We start from the raw sequence: 18699 nt of genomic DNA, 5'->3' as shown, positions 1-18699 counted from the left end.
TGTGCAAAAGAATCAACTACAGCGGATTGGCTGTAATCTCTGATTTGATAATCACCTCAATGGTAAACTGTACATCATCCTGATCGGTTTCACCAGCCATTGAAACAGTGAACTGCTCTTTATTATCGAGAATTGTTTGCACATTATCCCATTGACCGTTTGTATTGGCAAGGGTAAAAACTTTCCCAACAAATATATCCTCATTTTCAAAACTCCAGTTTTCCGGAACATAACCTGATGAAGAAACTGAGAAATCACAGGATACCAATGAAACAGGCTTATTGATACTTGTAACTTCAGCGGTTAGTTCTTTAACTTTTATTTCTTTAATCTTGTCAGCGTATTTCGCGAAATCCGAATCATCCATCGGATCAATAAATTCTGATTCAGAAAATGGATAACCAGTTAGGTTTTTTAGGCCGTCAGCTGGAACAATTACATTTAGGTTGGTTTTAAAGTTGGCATCAAAGTCAACATCCAGTTTATCGCAACCCGAGTAAATCATCAGTGCTGCAATAATCAGGAATAAAGGTTTAATTAGTTTTTTCATCTCAATTCAAAATTTTAAGGTTTCTTGTTGCAAAAATAAAACAACGCGCAAGGCAAATAGCTTGAATCATCATATTTTTTTAATATGATTATTTTTTCTTCCTTCCAGAAATCAGGATATGAAATGCATCTGGGTGGCGGAAGGTGATTGATCAATTATGTAATTACATGGTAGCAGAGGATTGCGTAGTTTTGCAAATCAAAATTCTGAACACGCAAATGCAAACCACCATTGACCCCAAAGCCGGTTATTGTTTCGGTGTTAAAAATGCGATAGGACAGGCTGAGGCTATGCTGGAAGAATATGGACAATTATACAGTCTTGGCGATATTGTGCACAATAAGGAAGAAGTTCAGCGATTAGGCAGCAAAGGTTTGAAGGTGATAGATTATGAAGAGTTCGGAAAACTCAGGAATTGCAAGGTGTTGATCCGGGCTCATGGCGAACCACCTTCCACTTATGAAATCGCCTATCAAAACAACATATTACTGATTGATGCCACTTGCCCGATTGTTAAACACCTGCAGGGAAATATAAAGGCTATGAATGACCTTGCATCTGAAACCAACAGCCAGGTAGTGATTTACGGTAAAAAGAACCATCCCGAGGTTAACGGACTTGTGGGTCAAACTGGTGCAACTGCAATTGTAGTTACCACCGAGGTTGACATTCAACAAATTGATCCGCAAAAATCGGTGCATTTGTATGCTCAAACAACCATGGATCCGCAAGGTTTTGAGCTGATGGCAGCTATGATCAAATCTTACCTCAAAGAGGTCAACACTGAGAACACATCTCATGTTTTTATTCACAACACAATTTGCCGGCAGGTTTCGAACCGCATTGAGCATCTGAAAAAATTTGCTGCTGAAAATGAATTATTACTTTTTGTAAGTGGTAACGAAAGCTCAAATGGGCGATTTCTTTTTGAAGTTTGCCGTAATGCGAATCCACGATCCTATCACATCGAAAGTCGGGACGACATTGACCCGGAATGGTTCTTAAACTTGAATAGCATAGGTATTACCGGTGCTACTTCAACACCTGTTCGGCAAATGAATGATGTAATGGATTTTATCGCCTCCCTGAATCTGAAGGCCTGAATCACTTGTTTCTTGATTGGAAATGGAAACCTGACAGTTGCAATAAGTCTACAAAAGAAAATTGCCACTGTCACTGCCACTGCCAACTGCTACTTCCTGGCCAATACCGGAAACCTGAGGGTCGCAAAATAAAAACTACCGAAGAAAACAGCAGTATAGAAAAGGTCGCCAAGCAGTGCATTACGAAAGAAAGGAATGGCAGCTACATAGCTTTGGATCAAACCGGCACCGGTCATTGGATACCCTACCATGCCCGAAGCCCAAACAGCAAAATTGGTAATCAAATAAAAAACAACGGAAGAGGCAAGCGAGGCCATAATTACGGTATGCAGCTTCACATTGCGTCGTAGATAGAAACCAACCAGAACGATGATGGCAAAACCGGCATACACAGCAAACATAGTCTGGTGGAAGCCAATTAAGATATCGCTGACAAGCAAGGCTGAGAAAGGAAGAGCAAAAGCAAGTTCTTTGCGTTTCATATATGTACCTGCAAAAATCGCCATGGCTGCCAGAGGTGTGAAATTAGGCCAATGGGGTATGAGACGTAAAACAACTGCCAGAATAATGATGCCGCTTACCAGGAAAAACTGTGGGGTGAAAATGCTTTTGTTCATATTGATCGTCTTAAAGGTTTAAGTTCAGCAAAGCGCAAAAGTAAAAAAATGATCTTTACCATTGGCCATTCAAAACATGTGTTTGAAAATTTCGCTGTAATTTCGCAGCGAATGTTGATAATTTGTGGGTAAACAAATGCGCTGTTGCCTTTGTTCAGCTTACTGACTGCAGTAATGAAACCATCACGTATGAAAAAAATATTATATTTTTCGATCCTTCTAATCTACGCTTTTATGAACCAATCCTGCACTAACGGTCGCGAAACCGTTGATCTAATCGTATATAACGCCAATATTTATACCGTTGATAAAGATTTCAGTGTCGCACAGAGCATGGCCATCCGAGATGGACTTATCATTGCTGTTGGCAGCGATAATGATATATCGGATCAGTATCATACTTCGAACCGTTTTGATGCCCGCAGCAAACCTATTTATCCGGGACTCATTGATGCACACAGTCATTTTACAGGATATGCTGCCGGATTGCAACGCGCCGATCTGCGTCATGCTTCTTCATTTGAGGAAGTGATTCAAATCATGCAACGCCACACCGAAAAGCATTCAACCGCCTGGCTTGTTGGTCGTGGCTGGGATCAGAACAACTGGCCAGGCGAGGAATTTCCCCCTCATCATAGCCTTTCAGAAGCTTTTCCTGATGTTCCGGTAGTTTTGATCCGTGTGGATGGCCATGCGGTTATTGCGAACCAGGAAGCCATGAACAGGCTTGCCATTGATAACAACAGCAGTTTTCCTGAAGGCGAGGCTATTTATAAAGAAGGGAAACTGGCTGGCGTTTTTCTCGAACACAGCGCCGATCGTTTCAAAGATGCCATTCCCCCTTTGGATCGTAGAGAGATGCTGGCTGCTCTCCGTGAAGCGCAGGATAATTGCATCAAAGCCGGCCTTACTTCTGTTTGTGATGCAGGTCTTGACAAGGAAATCATCTCATTGATTGACTCTTTGCAGCAATCAGGCGATCTCGACATACGTGTGTATGCCATGCTGAATCCAACTGATGAGAATATTGATTATTTTATAAAAAATGGCGTTTATAAAACTGATAAACTCGCGGTAAGATCCATTAAATTATATGCTGACGGGGCATTGGGTTCGAGAGGGGCGCGCTTGCTGGAACCCTATAGCGATGTTCCGGATCAATTGGGAATTTGGGTACATGATATACCCACAATGCAGAAATACAGTGAACTTGCGATTGAAAATGGCTACCAGATGATTATTCACGCCATTGGTGATGCAGCCACCCGGCGGATCATAGATGTTTACAGCGAATTCCTCCAGGGTAAAAATGACCTGCGCTGGCGTATTGAACATGCCCAGGTAGTACATCCCGAAGATTTTGACAGGTTTGGCCAGTATTCCATAATTCCTTCTATTCAATCCACCCACGCCACTTCCGATATGCACTGGGCTGGTTCCAGAGTAGGAGAGGAGCGCTTAAAATACAGTTATGCCCAGCAAAAGCTATTGGCACAAAATGGATGGTTGTCCAATGGAACTGATTTCCCGGTTGAGGAAATTTATCCGCTTTGGACTTTTTATGCAGCCGTTTTCCGTAAGGATCATAAAGGTTTTCCTGAAAATGGTTTTCAGATGGAGGATGCGCTGGATCGCACACAGGCCCTGCAAAGCATGACCATCTGGGCCGCCAGGGCTGCGTTTGAAGAGAATGAAAAAGGCAGCCTCGAACCGGGCAAATTGGCTGATTTTATCATGCTCGACCGTGATATCATGAAAGCGTCAGAGCATGAGGTACTGAAAACCAAAGTTGAAGCCGTTTGGATCGCAGGAAAATCAATGTTTGAAAGATAAAAAGCTTATCTGTAAAAAAATCATAACAAACTGGTTGCAACTTACATTCTTTAAACATTTCATCAGTGGCTGGCGTTTATTATCGAAAAGTTGAACATGAAAATCCTGCTGCTGATTTTATTGGTAATAACTTCGCTCATACTGACTGCTCAAAATGCTATTCCTGTGAAAAATTTCCAGGAGTTGGAACCCCGGCTTCATATGGACGACGACTACACCTGGGTGATCAACTTCTGGGCAACCTGGTGTGCCCCCTGCGTGAAGGAAATGCCATATTTTGAGCAAATCGGTAAAGAATATGCCGGGAAGGGAGTGAAGGTTCTGCTCGTTAGTCTTGATTTTGTGAACCAGCTTGATGCAAGGGTTATTCCTTTCGTGAAGAAAAATGATATTAAGTCTGAGGTAATTTTGCTTAACGATCCCAGGGCAAATAGCTGGATTCCGAAAGTCAGCGACAAATGGTCGGGGGCTTTACCGGCTACACTGATTTACAACAAAAATCATCGCAGTTTTTATGAGCAAACATTTTCCTTTGACGAACTTGAAGATGCTGTTAAAAAGGCTTTATCTGATCAAAAATAAATAATAACCTAAATCCTAACGAAAATGAAAACACTATTAATGACCCTATTTATCTTCGTTGCTACATTTAGCCTCGCACACGCCCAGGGCTATAACGTTGGCGATAACGCAACTGATTTCAAATTAAAAAATGTTGACGGCAAATACGTTTCCATGGCTGATTATCCGGATGCCAAAGGCTTTGTAGTAATCTTTACATGTAACCACTGTCCTTATGCAGTTGCTTATGAGGATCGGATGATTGCCATAGACAAGAAATATAAAGCCAAAGGTTTCCCGATGATTGCAATCAATCCTAATGATCCTGAAATTGCCCCTGCCGATTCATACGAAAAAATGCAGGAACGCTCCAAAGACAAAGGGTTCACTTTCCCCTATCTTTTTGATGAAGGACAGAAAGTTTATCCGGCTTACGGTGCGACCCGCACACCCCACGTATATCTTCTTGAGCGCAATGACGAGAATCTTGTAGTGTCCTATATCGGTGCAATAGATGATAATTACCAGGATGCAAGTGCCGTTGAAGAAAAATTTCTCGAAAACGCCATTGACGCTGTGTTGGCAGGTAAAAAGCCAGACCCCAACTTCACGAAGGCTATAGGCTGTACAATCAAAGCAAAGAAATAATTGTCGAATAATTTATGATGAAACCGGTTGCGAAATTCATGCGACCGGTTTTGTTTTTCCTGGAAAAATTCGGGGTAGAAAATTGCAGGGTTTCTCAATTGTTGTATTTTTGCAGCCCTAAATGGCTCCGTAGCTCAATTGAATAGAGCATCTGACTACGGATCAGAAGGTTAAAGGTTTGAATCCTTTCGGAGTCACAAACTAAAAGGTTGCAATAAACGGCAACCTTTTTATGTTTTACAGAACACAGTTTTATTCATCTTTCACACACCGGACTGAAAATCCAAATTTCTTATTGTATTTATCCCGGAACAGATTATTGTTACTACTGCTGAGTCCATAAGCAATTGCTTCAGCATTGTTGCTTCCTTCTTCAGATGTCCACCACTGCCCATTTGAACCTAAAAAATTTGGAAAAGAGCCGTCAAACAGCCTAAAGCCTCCAGGAAGTGCCCCAAATTCAAACTGATCTGTCCCGCTATTGCTGAGGTTCTCATCCCAACGTGGATGTTCGATGGTATTGCACTCACCACCCAGAGACGATCCAACCTGTCTGCATGATTTCAGCAATATTCCAACCTGAGTTGTATCACCTCCAATATAATTCACTAATTTATCCCAGTCAACATCATCTGGAATACGCCACCCTTCGGGACAAAGTCCTTTGGCTGCACTTACTGCAGACCAATCATATAAAGCACCGTAAACATTTTGCCATGCCTCATCATCGTCGAACCAGGCATAGCAACCCGTTGTTATTGATCGCCACCATAAATCATTACCAGGATAAGAAAGGTAATCACCGGTTCTATACCTGCTCACTTTAAGGTTCTCAGCCATCCATATTTGGGTTCCAATGCCAATTGTTTTATAGGTATTTCCATCAATATCAACGACACTGCCTTTTGTTCCGGTTTGATCCATTATTACAATTTCACTACCATAGGCCGTACCTTTCTCGGTCATAGCATATGCCCTTATATAATAATTGACACCAATGCTCAGCCCCGTAATTTCACTGGCGTACGAACCTACTCCACTGCCATCATTGGTTCGATTTTCTTTAATTGTTGGTTTGTGCTTTTTACTCCAGCAAACACCCCGTTCTGTTACCGGATAGCCACCATCGGAAATTATATTGCCACCGCTAATGACTTTTGTTTGGGTCAGAAACACTTCCTCTGCAGTTAAAACCTCTGCCAGAGGCCCGGTTTCATTCTTTTTGCAGTTTACGAGCAAAAACAATAGTATACTTGCAAGGAATATTGTCTCAAGTAAAGGAACAGGCTTGTAATTCATTATTTCGTTGTTTGGGATTTGGGGTCTCAGTGATTTATCAGGCACGATTATCTGAATATCTTTTGTGTTATAGAAGTTACGATAATTACGTTACAAATATAGTTCACGATATTGAACCAGTCAAGTAATACAATGTTTATCAGCTTTAAATAGTTAAAAGTATTAAAACCGGAAAATTATGTCCGGAAAAATTATTCCGGACATAATTTTCATGTTCTTTCTAGCCTTGAATATCAATTACACTTAAATTTGTTCCAATATTTATTAACTAAATCCATTATCCAATGAGAAAACTAATTATGCTACTGCTTATGTTGCCTATTATTTTATTGGCACAAATTAACCCGAATGACCCGGGTTACGATCAAATGAAACGAGACGGCCTGCTCCCTCAACCAGTTGATCAAACTGTTATCCCGACAGTTATTCCGGAAATCAAAGAATTTGAAGGAAATCGTAATGAAGGACTCTTTATTCCTTTAGATGTAACATTCACTCAGACAATGAACCCCAATGACGATGGTTCATATGGTCCATTCGACCTTGGGTTTACATTTTGTTTTTATGGAACCGATTATACCCAGATTTTTATAAATAATAATGGAAACCTCTCCTTTGAATCATCTTATTACTCTTATTCACCAGAAGGTTTTCCTTCAAACGATTATATTATGATTGCTCCTTTTTGGGGTGATGTAGATACCCGGGCAATTGGCTCAGTTGGAACCGGCTTGGTCTGGCATAAACTGGAAGCTGGCCGCCTGACTGTAATATATGACCATGTTGGCTATTTTTCTAATCAGACTGACAAACTGAACACCTTCCAGGTCATCATAACCGATGGCAATGATCCGCTCATTGGTGTAGGCAATAATGTTGCTTTTGCTTATGAAGAAATGGAATGGACAACAGGTAGCGCTTCCGGAGGCTCAGGTGGTTTTGGCGGATATCCGGCAACAGTGGGAGTAAACAGAGGCGATGGCATCAATTATGCTTTAGTAGGCCGCTTTGATGCCCCCGGTGTTTGCTATGACGGCCCGTTTGGTAATAATGACTGCGTTAGCTATCTGAATTACAAGCGCTATGTTTTTGATGCATGCGATGAAGATGTTGTCATTGTTGATCCCAGGTGTGATGGAGATGTAAGCCTCGTTGGTGAATTCAACGATTGGGGAGGTGATGGTCCAGATCTGGCTTTAACCCAAAGTGGTAGCGATCCAAATATATGGACTGGAGTTCTTACAGTTGATATAGGAATGAACCTATATGATGAGCCTGATATTATCAGTGTAAAGTTTCGTCTGAACAGTGATTGGGCAATCAACTGGGGTGCATATGGCTTTCCATCAGACTTTGGCTACCAGGATGGCCCAAACATTCCCATTCCTGTAAACCTTGATGGAACTTCTGATACATACTTTGTAACGTTTAATTGCAGTACTGGCGAATACAGTTTCGTCCCTATCTCCCAGGTTCCATTATCTGATTGGGCAATCTATCTGGGTATTGTGTTAATGCTTACATTTGTGATTATTCGGTTTAGAAAGATGGTGTAATCTTATTCATCAATACGAAATACAAAAGGCCACCTCTTCCAGGGTGGCTTTTTTTATGCTTAAATGCAAGCAAAAAGCGGGGGGATAATAAAAAGATGTATGATTTTGTCCGAAAAATATTTATTCGGACAAAATTTGCATAACTATAACAGTGCTAATATTCAGCAAGATACAATTATTTAGTCTAATTTTAATTTATATGGACACATTTATATGTGCGTTTCTTTGATAATGAGACATTCTGAAAATATTTTTGCAATAGTTTTAATTCAAACCAAAATTTAAGTTTTATGAAAAAAGCAAATCTTTTTAAATTAATGCTTTCCTGCGTTATTTTGCTGGGAAGCATCGGTCACAGCTATGCCAGTGACTGGAAACTCGACAAATCAACAGGCAATGTTGAGTTCTATTACAAAGTAGGTGAATGTGATGGCCAACAAGCTGTTCTCCTGAAAATCGTAAATAAAAATGAATACGATGTTCAGGTAAGCTGGAGAGAAGTCATTATGGACAAAACAATAGGCAGGAGCATTGAATCATTTGAAGGTGAGAAAGAACTTACCCTTACTGCGGGCAAAACCATGCAGGCGAGCAGTTGCGGTGATTCCGACAGCAGCGAACTAGTAGTATTCCTTTCAGCAGTGGCTCCAACACATGTTGTTGAAATGCAAAAGTTTGAGTTCAGCAACATCGCTGTAAGTGTTTCACAACGCTAAGTAAACAGATTCATTCACAAACTTTAAAACAATTTTTATGAAAAATACTTATTACATTTCAGTAAAACGTCTGCTGTTGTTATCATTTATAACTTTGCTTGCAGTCGTATCGAACCCAACAGTTCTGAAGGCTCAAAGTAGTCAGGGAACTGATTTCTGGATTGCATTTCCAAAAAACATTTATCAGAGCAATCCCCGTCAATTGTATATCACTGCCGAAGTGAATTCAACCGTAGATGTAAACATTGTAAATCCCGTATTTTCTACAACTGTAAATATTCCAGCTGGCACATTGGCAACAATCAACTTACCGGTAGCTGTTGATATCAATAGCAATGGAGTTGTTGAAAATAAAGGTATTCACATCACTTCTGACAACCCGGTAACTGTTTACGGTATGAGTCAGGAAGCTGCCACTACTGATGCCTATCTAGCCTTACCGGTTGATGCACTGGGAACAAGCTACTATGTAATGACATACGTTCACACTGCTGCACCTTCACAAATGGCTATTGTTGCTACAGAAGATAACACAGCTATTACGATAACCCCAACAGCCACAGGCGGTGGGTTTACTGCTGGAGTTCCTGGTAATATAGTACTTAATGAAGGCCAGGTGTTTCAATTAAGATCATCAGGTGGCGGCGGTGATTACACTGGTTCCAGGGTAGTTTCGGATAAGCCTGTAAGTGTATTTGGCAGCGTTGAATGCACAAATATTCCTGTGGGACCTTGTTGTTGCGATTTTATCGTACAGCAAATGGTGCCAACATCTGGTTGGGGGCAAAGTTTTGTAACCGTACCACTTGCAACACGGACCGGGGGAGACATCTTCAGGATTATGGCGCAGGAAGCTAATACTGAAGTAACTATTAATGGTGCTGTTGTTGCCAACCTGGCTGCAGGCGCTTTTCATGAAGTAAGCCTTGCAAGCACTTCCTATAACAGGATAGTTGCCAACAAGCCGATTCTTGTTGGACAATATTCGAAGAGTAGTGGAGCTGATGGCGTGACTTCAGACCCTTTCTTTACACTCTTACCACCCGATGAGCAATTCCTTAACAGTTATATTGTTTCAGCCGGAACATCAAATATTCCAATTAACTTTTTGAATATTACTTCACCCACAGCAAATACCGGAAATGTTCAGGTTGATGGCGCTACTGTTGCCGCCGGCGCCTGGACAGTTATTCCCGGAACCACTTTTTCAGGAGCTCGTGTACCTGTTGCAAACGGTGTTCATACCGTTAACAGTGTTTTGCCTATTGGCCTGATGGTTTATGGTTTTGGTAGTTACGATTCCTATGGTTACTTGGGCGGACAGGCTTTTGGTGCAGTTGCCACAGTTACTTCGTTGACAATCACTCCAAAAACAGGATCAGCCCCTGTAAACACCAACAAATGTTGGGAAGCCCTCCTGCTTGATAATTTTGGTGATCCGGTTTCAGGTGTCAGGGTTGACTTTAACATCACCGGGCCAAACAGTGCAAGTTCAGGCTTTGCCTTCACCAATGCCAGCGGGATAGCAACTTTCTGCTATGCCGGACCAAACCAGGGTATTGATACAATTGTAGCTGTTGTTGGTGCATTAAACGATACAGCATCATTTACCTGGACTGATCTTATTTCAGTTCCTCTTTCTGATTGGGCAATTTATCTCGGCATATTACTCATGCTTACTTTTGTAGTTATTAGGTTCAGAAGAATGATTTAGTGCAGACATTTATTATTTGAATAAAAGCCACTTCACATGAGGTGGCTTTTTTAATTTACCGGAGGACTTTAATTACAGAATTTTGACAATAAAATGTATAAATTAAATAATTCCGGACATCTTAAATTGATAATTAATTAACACATTCTGGGCATGGTGTCATCTATTTAGTACAAAAAAAATTTAAACGGACAAGATTTTCGATGATTCATAATCAAAAATAAGGATGTGTGAATATTTTTGCCACGATTACCAACTAATATTTAAACACTATGAAAGAAAAAGCAAAAATTTTAACAATGGCATTTGCAGGATTGCTTTTGTTAGCTATGTTTCTGCCTCAGCAAACAATGGCACAAAAGGGCAATCAATCACAGATTGTTGAAAAAATCATCAATCTCCCTGATTTGCAGCAATTTTATCCAGTGGTTCCGGGCGATAATGCAAAGCAGGTTACCATCGTACAGTTCCCGGTTGCAGTACCCTCAGATATTTCTGCACCAGGAAAAACCATTGTTCTTACTGATAGGGAAAACCTCCAGAGAAGTGCAACTAACGGCTACTTTATGTTTAGAAGCATTGAGGTGAACCAAAACACCGCCAAGGTGGTAGGTCATTATTTCTACAACTATAACTCTGCTACCAACAAATCAGAGATTATAGCAATTACAGCCGACCTGCAAAAAACAGGTTCAGAATGGATGATTGTAAACGCTAATGTGAAAGGAGTAGAATAATGAAAAATCTAATAAACATTACAAAGACCTTTAGCCTGGCTACAGTGCTGATTATCATGCTTGGATTTACCTTTAATTCAAATGCGCAACTTGTAAACCCGGGTTTTGAGACCGGCGACATCACAGGTTGGACTGCTGCTGGTTTTAGTGAAGCCTCAACGGGAGTTACATACAATGCCTGGATTGTGAATCCTGCAGACAATTACATGGGGCGAATTATACCTCCCGGAGGTCCAGCCAGAGCTGGCGCGGAAATACTTTTGAACTTAACCGCTGGCGCTCTGGTGGCCCATAACAATGGCCTGTTTTCCAGTACAACTAACTTTTCTGTGATCTATCAGGATGTGCTGCTTGCAGCCGGAGAAAGTGTTACAATGTACTGGAATTTTATTTCTACTGACTACGCACCTTTTAATGATGGTTGTTTTGCCTCGTTTACTGGCCCAGGGCATCAGGAAATACATGTTCTTTCAGTAACATCAAACGCTTATGGCGACCCAAATGCGATAGTTGTTGGCGATTACGGCAGTTCAGGCTGGTATCCAATTACTCTTACAGCCCCTGCGGCTGGGTTGTATAGGGTTGGGTTTTCAGGATTTAACATCAGTGATCAAATTTTAGATCCATGGGTCATGCTTGATAATGCACCCGGCGGTACCTCAGCACCTGGTGAACCAATTGTCACAACTGTTGCTGTCACTTCAATTTTTCCTCCTACTGCAATGTCAGGCGGTAATGTGGCCACTGGATTAAATACTCCACCTATTACAGCACGTGGAATTGTCTGGAATACAACTGGTGTACCCACCCTTGCAGATAATTTTACGGTTGATGGCTCTGGGTTCGGTGCTTTTGTGAGCCAGCTTACAGGCCTCGTTGCAGATCAGACATATTATGTAAGAGCGTATGCAACAAATTCGGTAGATACTTATTATGGCGGCCAGGTAAGCTTTAGCACTGGTACTCCTTTGGTTCCCCTCTCAGATTGGGCGATTTACCTTGGTATTTTACTTATGATCACCTTTGTAGTTATCCGCTTTAAGAGGATGATGTAGTATTCATACAATTATTGGGACGAAAAGCCACTTCACATGAGGTGGCTTTTTTATTAGTTGTATGTCTCGATTTAAGACTTTAAGCAAGGAATTGTATTAATAAACTTATTCCGGACATCTTGAACCGCGGTTTAAATTGCAGGTTATGCGTTTGTTTTCATTTATTTTGTATAAATAAATTTTAATCGGACATCTTTGCCCTCACATTATATTGACATAGTAGTTCGAGGATGTATTTTTGTTGCAATTACGAACCAAAAAACTTTTACTTATGAAAAAAATTCTGACAATTTTATTAAGCTTCGTTATGATAGTGGCTGTGGCTGAAGAGCGTAAAGCTGGTCCCGCTAAAACTATGGAAGATATTCAGGGTCGCTGTATTTCAGTTACAGGTGCCGTTGATGCAGCAGCTGTTGACGTATTGGTAACTTCCCTTTTGGGTGCTGGTGTTTCATACAGCAATGTTACTTACCAGGCCAATCTTGGGAATGCTGCCGTGGCTTCCATTGGTAATTTCAGTGGTGCTGACTGCGTAGCCCTTGGATTTGATGCAGGTATTATCCTGTCCTCAGGAACTCTTGCAAATGCTGTAGGCCCAAACAGCTCATCTTCCACGAGTGCATCCCTTGGCTTACCCGGAGATGCCGATTTGACGACTTTATCTGGAAATCCTACCTTTGATGCCACCTGGTTACAATTCGAATTTGTTCCAACTGCAAACAATGTATTTATTCAGTACGTTTTCGGTTCGGAAGAGTACAATGAATATGTAAACTCTAATGTTAATGATGTTTTTGCATTTTTTGTAAACGGCCAAAACATAGCCCTTATACCTGGTGCAGCCACCCCGATTTCAATAAACACTGTTAACAATGGTAATTGGCCAGGTCTTTCTGCTGGTCCTTGCATGAACTGTGAATACTTCAGAGATAATATGGGTAATGCTTATAACATTGAAGCTGATGCTATGACTACCGTATTAACTGGTACAGCAGTTGTAACACCTGGGGTGACCAATACCATCAGGATTGCCATAGCTGATGCTGGTGACAGTGTTTGGGATTCCTGGGTATTCGTTAAAGCTGAAAGTTTCTCAACCGTAAATCCTGAAGTTCCCATCTCTAACTGGGCACTCTACTTAGGTATTTTCCTTATGATCACTTTTGTAGTTATCCGCTTCAGAAGGATGATTTGATACTTAGATTAACCAACAAACCAAAAGGCTGCTTTCGTTATGGAAGCGGCTTTTTTATTGCCATTTTTTTTAGAACACAATGTTGAGCCCACTCCAAAAAGTCACAAATTGCTGATTTTTATCGTTTTTGACCCCTGACCCCTAAAGGGGAAACGCTAAAAATCAGCACTTTGTGGAAGTCACCTTTAGGAAACTTAGCGAAGCGATCTCACGAACGAAGTGAGTAATTTAGGGGCACATATACTTTTCGGAGTGGACTCAATGTTGGTTGTTCGAGAAATGGCATGGAGATGGAGGGTTTGGGAATGAGAGACATAGGGAAAGTGAGATGATGATATGATGAGACTTAGGGACTTAGGGATAGGAGAAAGCAGAGGGGAGAAACAATTTGGTTAGCTGCGCTCTATACGATGATTTCAGCGGTCAAGTACAGCAAAACTGCCCCTTTAAAGAAACGAAATCACGGGAACCAATTGGTTCTGGAACTGTATCACTGTATCACTGCAACACTATATTACAATAACTGATAGACCCGGAACCGGATTAATACATCTGCTACCTACCTGTTTTACCACTGATGATAAATTCCTTAGGTGTTTGCCCGGTATATTTCTTGAAACATGCATAAAATGTTGACCTTGAGTGAAATCCAACCATATCGCCAATGGTATCCATAGTCAGGTTCGATTCATCGGTCTCCATTATGCGTATGGCTTCTCTGACCCGGTAATCATTAATCAGGCTGTGAAAATTCTTGCCTATTACCTCATTAATAACAGGCGTAACCTTACTCCGGCGTGTGTTTATTTGCCGACACAAATCATCTATGCTGTATCGCTTATCAAGATATGGCTTCTCATTCTGAAAGAGTGTTTCAACCTTTTTAATCACTTCTTCTGCTTCTTCGTCAGAAACTGACCTTTCATTGGTGTTCAGCGTATCATTTATATTTTCGCTGTTAGATGCTGTGAGAACGATTGGCCTGCCAACTGAACCAACTCCGGCAACCTCGGTGAGTAAAATATCCTGCTTCATGCCATAATAACCGGCAAGACCGCCACTGATGAGCATGAGTATGTTAAAGGCAACTGAAGATGGAAGATCCTTTGGACCTGAAAGGAGTATTTGCAATGCACCGGCGACAATAAAAACCAGCAAGCTTGCTGTAATTATATTTAACCATTTAAACTGCAAATGAGCAAGATAGCCAGGCTGTTGCTTAATCAGCGCTTTTTCGGTATCAATGAGCGACCTGAATTTCGAAACTGCAAGGATTATTTGTAAAGCCAGCAACACCAGCAAGCTCAACCAAAGAACTAGCAATGGCAATCCTGCTGAACCCAATGAAGCTCCGAAAATAGTGTGGTCGTCATTAAAAAACATTTGCCGTCGGTGGGAAGTAAGCAAGCCATAGGTTAGAAGGTTCAGCACTAAGACGAATAAAGGCGGGATAAATAAAACAAATCTTGAGAACCAAAGTATCTCGTAATTCTTATTTGTGAGTGAGTTTATGTAAAGATAAAAAACCGGTAGCAAGGCCATGATTAACGGTATATACAGATAATACAATTTCGTCATCATGTTAATGTAGCCAAGATGGTAGATAGCGTTTACCAATAAAAACAGCGTCATGGTCAACAATAATAACCCAAGATACTTTCGCGAAGGATTTGACTTCTTAAATGATATGAGCTGTATGGTGTAAAAAAGCAGTTGATAAATTGGAAGTGAATAGAGAATGATGATGATGTTGTTCTGTGTTAGCATGCTTCTGGTGGTTTTGATCTGGACAACAAATATAAAACCGATTTGTTAAAGCGTAAAATGAATTTTCAAATCAGACCAAGTCATTTATGATCCTATCAGGAGTTGCACTGATTGGCCTTAGTTTTTGGGTTCTAAACTAACCTATTGGATCAGAACTTTTGCTGATCCGGATTGGGTTTTAGTCCTGATTTCCACGAAGTAAATACCTGCTGGTACGTTTTCCTGATTCTTCATAAGTGATCCTAGTTCTACCTGATGATTTCCAGAATGGTTCGCACGAAAATTGAAAGTTTCAATTACATCTCCTTTTGCTGAGCGAATTGAAATGGATACTATTCCAGGCAGGTCTGTATGAAAAATTATCCTTGAATGATCAGTCACCGGATTTGGGCTGACTTCTACCTTAGAAACCAACATCTTTAGAATTGGACTCCCCAATGGGCCATCATACTCATAAGCGCCCATATCTATAATGGTATGCATAATTCGCTGGTTCATGGCAAGATCAAAATCAGGTAGGAGCAAACCTGCGGTATCCGGTGTTCCCGAATTGATACACGGACTTGATTGAAGCAGTGAAAAATCGTTGTCCTGTGGGTTACTCAATCCTGGGATGCTGCTGATATTGTTTATGTATTGCCCAATAAATGTGCTTCCTCCAAATTGACTGGGTCCATATTCAATATTACAGTGATAAAATCCTGGCTCGGAATTAACATCCCATATCCAGACTTGAGAACCAAAAACACCATCGGCACTCAGATTGCCCCACAGTATGCTATTATAAAGCTTAGGATCGGAGTAATCGTTGCAATAATACCCTCCACCCATGGAAGCGTAGTTTCCGAAAACAGTAAGGTTAGTCATTAGTGGTGAAGCTGCAACCACAGCAATGCCCCCACCAAAGAATTGCGCAAAATTATCATAAACAAGAATATTGGCAATACCACGGTCGGGGCTGCAACGCAGGAAACCTATCCCACCACCAAGGCCGCTGTAATTCTGGTCAAAAATGCAATTGATCATCCGGGGATTCGAAAACTCAAACGAAATTCCTCCTCCAATCCCAGTTGAAGTATTGTTGTTAAACCTGCTATGGCTGATAAATGGGTTAGAACTCACAAAACAAACGGCACCACCATAGCCATAAACGAGGCTATCGTTGCCGCTGTAATTGTTTGTAAACAGGCAATGATCAATTATTATATCTGCCTTTTGCGCGTAAACGCTTCCGCCCCAGAAAAAAGAATAGTTATTTGAAAATTCAGAGTTTGATATTCTGACATTGTTGAAATTGATCAGCCTGATAGCGCCGCCATAACGGTTGGCAGAATCGCCTACAGCCTTCCCGTATTCGAACCGGCAAAAGTCGAACAACGAACTATCATTTGTCGCAGGCGTATCTTCGAACCTTATTCCATTCCATCCGCCGGCATTACTATGTATGTCCGAAAATCCCGTGGTATCTGCTACAGTGAAAACAATAGTATCGGACTGGGTTCCACTCGCTACCAGCTTACCTTGTACATGAATAGAATAATGCCCCATAAACAAAACGATTTTTCCGGGGTCAATAATCAACGAATCATTTTCAGGGATCAGAATATCACTTTCAATGTAAAGTGTATCGCCCATAGTGCGGATTTCTGATGCTGTTGATGCATCAATGAATAACGGGGAAAGAAAAAAAAGTAGCACAAAAATGTTTAAAAACTTGAAATCCATACTGTGGTTCATACAAAAGGGGTTTGAAGGTTGTTATGGAAACAGAAATATGCGGGCGAATATCCAGGATCATGAACTTTCAGATTCAGCGGTTCAAATGTATGACCTTCCCGGGAATTATTCGCATACGATCAAAATCTTTTTTTGAACATTACCTGATGGATTTTTTATATTTTCACGCCTTCATTAAATCACCCCTTTATGAAGCAAAACAGAAAATTGATGATCTCCGGTCAATTGCTGGTGATCATGGCAGCATTGTTTGTGTTCATGCCTCAATTACTTAAGGCCGATAACCTGAACCAGCGCTTAAAGAAACTTACGCCCGGAATGAGCAACGAGGAAGTCGTTTCGGTTGCCGGTAACCCTGAAGAGATTATATCCGTTAGCAGGTGGCTCTACCCAAACAATAATCAGGTTGTAGTGGTGGAAGAAAGAATTTCGGATATCCGTCTCAATCCTGAAATCCGCGACAGAAGGATCAGTTTCCGGAACGAGCAGCATATCCACCTTCCCGATGAGGCAATCAGAATGTTACGAATTGGCATGCCGGCTTCGGAAGCAATTGAGATTTCAGGGCAACCAGTCGAAATATTGCCAGGCGAGGACTGGGTTTATAGTTCACGGCAACGTGTTGAGATGGTTGAAGGTCGTTTTCGGGTCGCAGAACTTCATCTTAAAGCAAGCCTTGAAACCCTTGATTGGGTGAGGCTAAACTTCAGTTCCGGAGGCCTCTTGTTTATGAACATTACTTTAGCCTTTATCATGTTTGGTGTAGCATTGGGCATCAAACTTGAACATTTTAAACTTCTCTTTTCGAAACCCAAACCTGTTCTGTTGGGTATTTTCTCTCAGTTTATTGCACTGCCAGCGCTCACTTTTCTGCTGGTTATTCTTATCAGGCCTACTCCAAGCGTTGCAATGGGAATGATACTGGTTGCAGCCTGTCCGGGGGGCAACATTTCAAACTTTATTTCATCAATGGCCAAAGGAAACGTTGCCTTGTCAATTACATTAACTGCATTTGCAACTATTACAGCAATTTTTATGACCCCTTTTAACTTTGCTCTATGGGGTCGGCTGTACGCCGAAGCATCAACCCTAGTGATCCCCATCAGTATTGATCCTCTTGAAATGTTGCGAACCGTGGTGATCCTGCTTGGGATTCCTGTGGTTCTCGGAATTGCCTTTGCAAATCGTTTTCCGATGATAACCCTGAAAATAATGAAACCTTTCAGGACAATTTCCCTTTTACTGTTTCTTGGTTTTATTGTGGCAGCATTTTCATCCAATTTCAGCTATTTTCTCAAGTACATTCATTTAATTTTGCTCATTGTGCTCTTGCATAATGCACTTGCGTTGCTCACTGGTTTTTCAATTGCCTCATTAGGGAAAGTTGCTCGAAAGGACCGCCGAACATTATCCATAGAAACTGGTATTCAGAATTCAGGGATCGCATTGGTACTGATCTTTAATCCGCGATTGTTCGATGGACTCGGAGGAATGGCATTTATTGCTGCGTGGTGGGGAATATGGCATATCTTATCAGGCTTGCTGATAGCCTATTTCTGGTCGAAAAAACCGTTGCCGGAGTTGGAAACAATTTAACCGCTGATCTGACTC

Annotated in this window: 16 protein-coding genes and 1 tRNA gene; 12 read left to right on the top strand and 5 right to left on the bottom strand. The window is 41.2% G+C overall.

From position 1 onward, the window contains the following. Positions 1-16: 16 nt before the first annotated feature. Positions 17-550 carry a hypothetical protein gene (locus IH597_14300; protein MBE0663623.1) on the bottom strand — a complete coding sequence of 178 codons (534 nt, stop codon included), beginning with the start codon at positions 548-550 and terminating at the stop codon, positions 17-19. Between the two features lie 218 nt (positions 551-768). On the opposite strand from IH597_14300, the gene IH597_14295 reads away from it, so the two are divergent. Continuing rightward, the gene (locus IH597_14295; GenBank protein MBE0663622.1) at positions 769-1653 is read left to right on the top strand and encodes a 4-hydroxy-3-methylbut-2-enyl diphosphate reductase; all 885 of its coding nucleotides are present in this window, start codon (positions 769-771) and stop codon (positions 1651-1653) included. 89 nt (positions 1654-1742) lie between these two features. Here the strand turns inward: IH597_14295 and IH597_14290 are convergent, their stop codons facing one another. Then, the gene (locus tag IH597_14290) at positions 1743-2270 is read right to left on the bottom strand and encodes a hypothetical protein (protein ID MBE0663621.1); all 528 of its coding nucleotides are present in this window, start codon (positions 2268-2270) and stop codon (positions 1743-1745) included. Positions 2271-2459: 189 nt separating this feature from the next. On the opposite strand from IH597_14290, the gene IH597_14285 reads away from it, so the two are divergent. From IH597_14285 to IH597_14270, 4 genes are all read left to right on the top strand, one after another. After that, entirely contained in the window at positions 2460-4103 is a 1644-nt protein-coding gene (locus IH597_14285) for an amidohydrolase (GenBank protein MBE0663620.1), read from the top strand. Between the two features lie 96 nt (positions 4104-4199). Beyond that, the gene (locus IH597_14280) at positions 4200-4685 is read left to right on the top strand and encodes a TlpA family protein disulfide reductase (protein MBE0663619.1); all 486 of its coding nucleotides are present in this window, start codon (positions 4200-4202) and stop codon (positions 4683-4685) included. A gap of 24 nt (positions 4686-4709) precedes the next feature. Beyond that, positions 4710-5312, top strand: coding sequence for a thioredoxin family protein (locus IH597_14275; protein MBE0663618.1), 603 nt, complete (start codon positions 4710-4712; stop codon positions 5310-5312). Between the two features lie 123 nt (positions 5313-5435). Further along, positions 5436-5509, top strand: a tRNA-Arg gene (locus IH597_14270). A gap of 55 nt (positions 5510-5564) precedes the next feature. Here the strand turns inward: IH597_14270 and IH597_14265 are convergent. Next, the gene (locus tag IH597_14265; protein ID MBE0663617.1) at positions 5565-6611 is read right to left on the bottom strand and encodes a fibrobacter succinogenes major paralogous domain-containing protein; all 1047 of its coding nucleotides are present in this window, start codon (positions 6609-6611) and stop codon (positions 5565-5567) included. A 284-nt stretch (positions 6612-6895) separates the two neighbouring features. Here IH597_14265 and IH597_14260 point away from each other — a divergent pair, with 284 nt between their 5' ends. From IH597_14260 to IH597_14235, 6 genes are all read left to right on the top strand, one after another. After that, a complete protein-coding gene (locus tag IH597_14260; protein ID MBE0663616.1) occupies positions 6896-8167 on the top strand; it encodes a hypothetical protein in 1272 nt (423 codons plus the stop codon). Positions 8168-8457: 290 nt separating this feature from the next. After that, positions 8458-8883: a hypothetical protein gene (locus tag IH597_14255; protein MBE0663615.1), complete on the top strand. Its 426-nt coding sequence runs from the start codon at positions 8458-8460 to the stop codon at positions 8881-8883. Positions 8884-8920: 37 nt separating this feature from the next. Then, complete coding sequence (locus IH597_14250) at positions 8921-10597, top strand: hypothetical protein (GenBank protein MBE0663614.1); 1677 nt, start codon at positions 8921-8923, stop codon at positions 10595-10597. 272 nt (positions 10598-10869) lie between these two features. Next, a complete protein-coding gene (locus tag IH597_14245; GenBank protein ID MBE0663613.1) occupies positions 10870-11334 on the top strand; it encodes a hypothetical protein in 465 nt (154 codons plus the stop codon). Next, positions 11334-12389 (top strand): hypothetical protein, encoded by a 1056-nt coding sequence (locus tag IH597_14240; GenBank protein MBE0663612.1) that lies wholly within the window; start codon positions 11334-11336, stop codon positions 12387-12389. The genes IH597_14245 and IH597_14240 overlap by 1 nt, the downstream gene beginning before the upstream one ends. Positions 12390-12660: 271 nt before the next feature. Further along, complete coding sequence (locus tag IH597_14235; protein ID MBE0663611.1) at positions 12661-13584, top strand: choice-of-anchor L domain-containing protein; 924 nt, start codon at positions 12661-12663, stop codon at positions 13582-13584. Positions 13585-14139: 555 nt separating this feature from the next. Here the strand turns inward: IH597_14235 and IH597_14230 are convergent. Both IH597_14230 and IH597_14225 read right to left on the bottom strand, forming a co-directional pair. Then, positions 14140-15351 carry a helix-turn-helix transcriptional regulator gene (locus IH597_14230; GenBank protein MBE0663610.1) on the bottom strand — a complete coding sequence of 404 codons (1212 nt, stop codon included), beginning with the start codon at positions 15349-15351 and terminating at the stop codon, positions 14140-14142. Positions 15352-15492: 141 nt separating this feature from the next. Continuing rightward, on the bottom strand, positions 15493-17088 hold the full coding sequence (locus tag IH597_14225; GenBank protein MBE0663609.1) for a T9SS type A sorting domain-containing protein: 1596 nt from the start codon (positions 17086-17088) through the stop codon (positions 15493-15495). Positions 17089-17715: 627 nt separating this feature from the next. On the opposite strand from IH597_14225, the gene IH597_14220 reads away from it, so the two are divergent. Continuing rightward, positions 17716-18684, top strand: a complete 969-nt coding sequence (locus IH597_14220; protein MBE0663608.1) for a bile acid:sodium symporter family protein — start codon at positions 17716-17718, stop codon at positions 18682-18684. Positions 18685-18699: the final 15 nt, after the last annotated feature.

It is taken from the genome of Bacteroidales bacterium, from assembly GCA_014860575.1.
GTDB lineage: Bacteria > Bacteroidota > Bacteroidia > Bacteroidales > JAAYJT01 > JAAYJT01.
The sequence above is the reverse complement of the archived record's forward strand: the minus strand, read 5'-3'. Positions and strand labels throughout refer to the sequence as shown.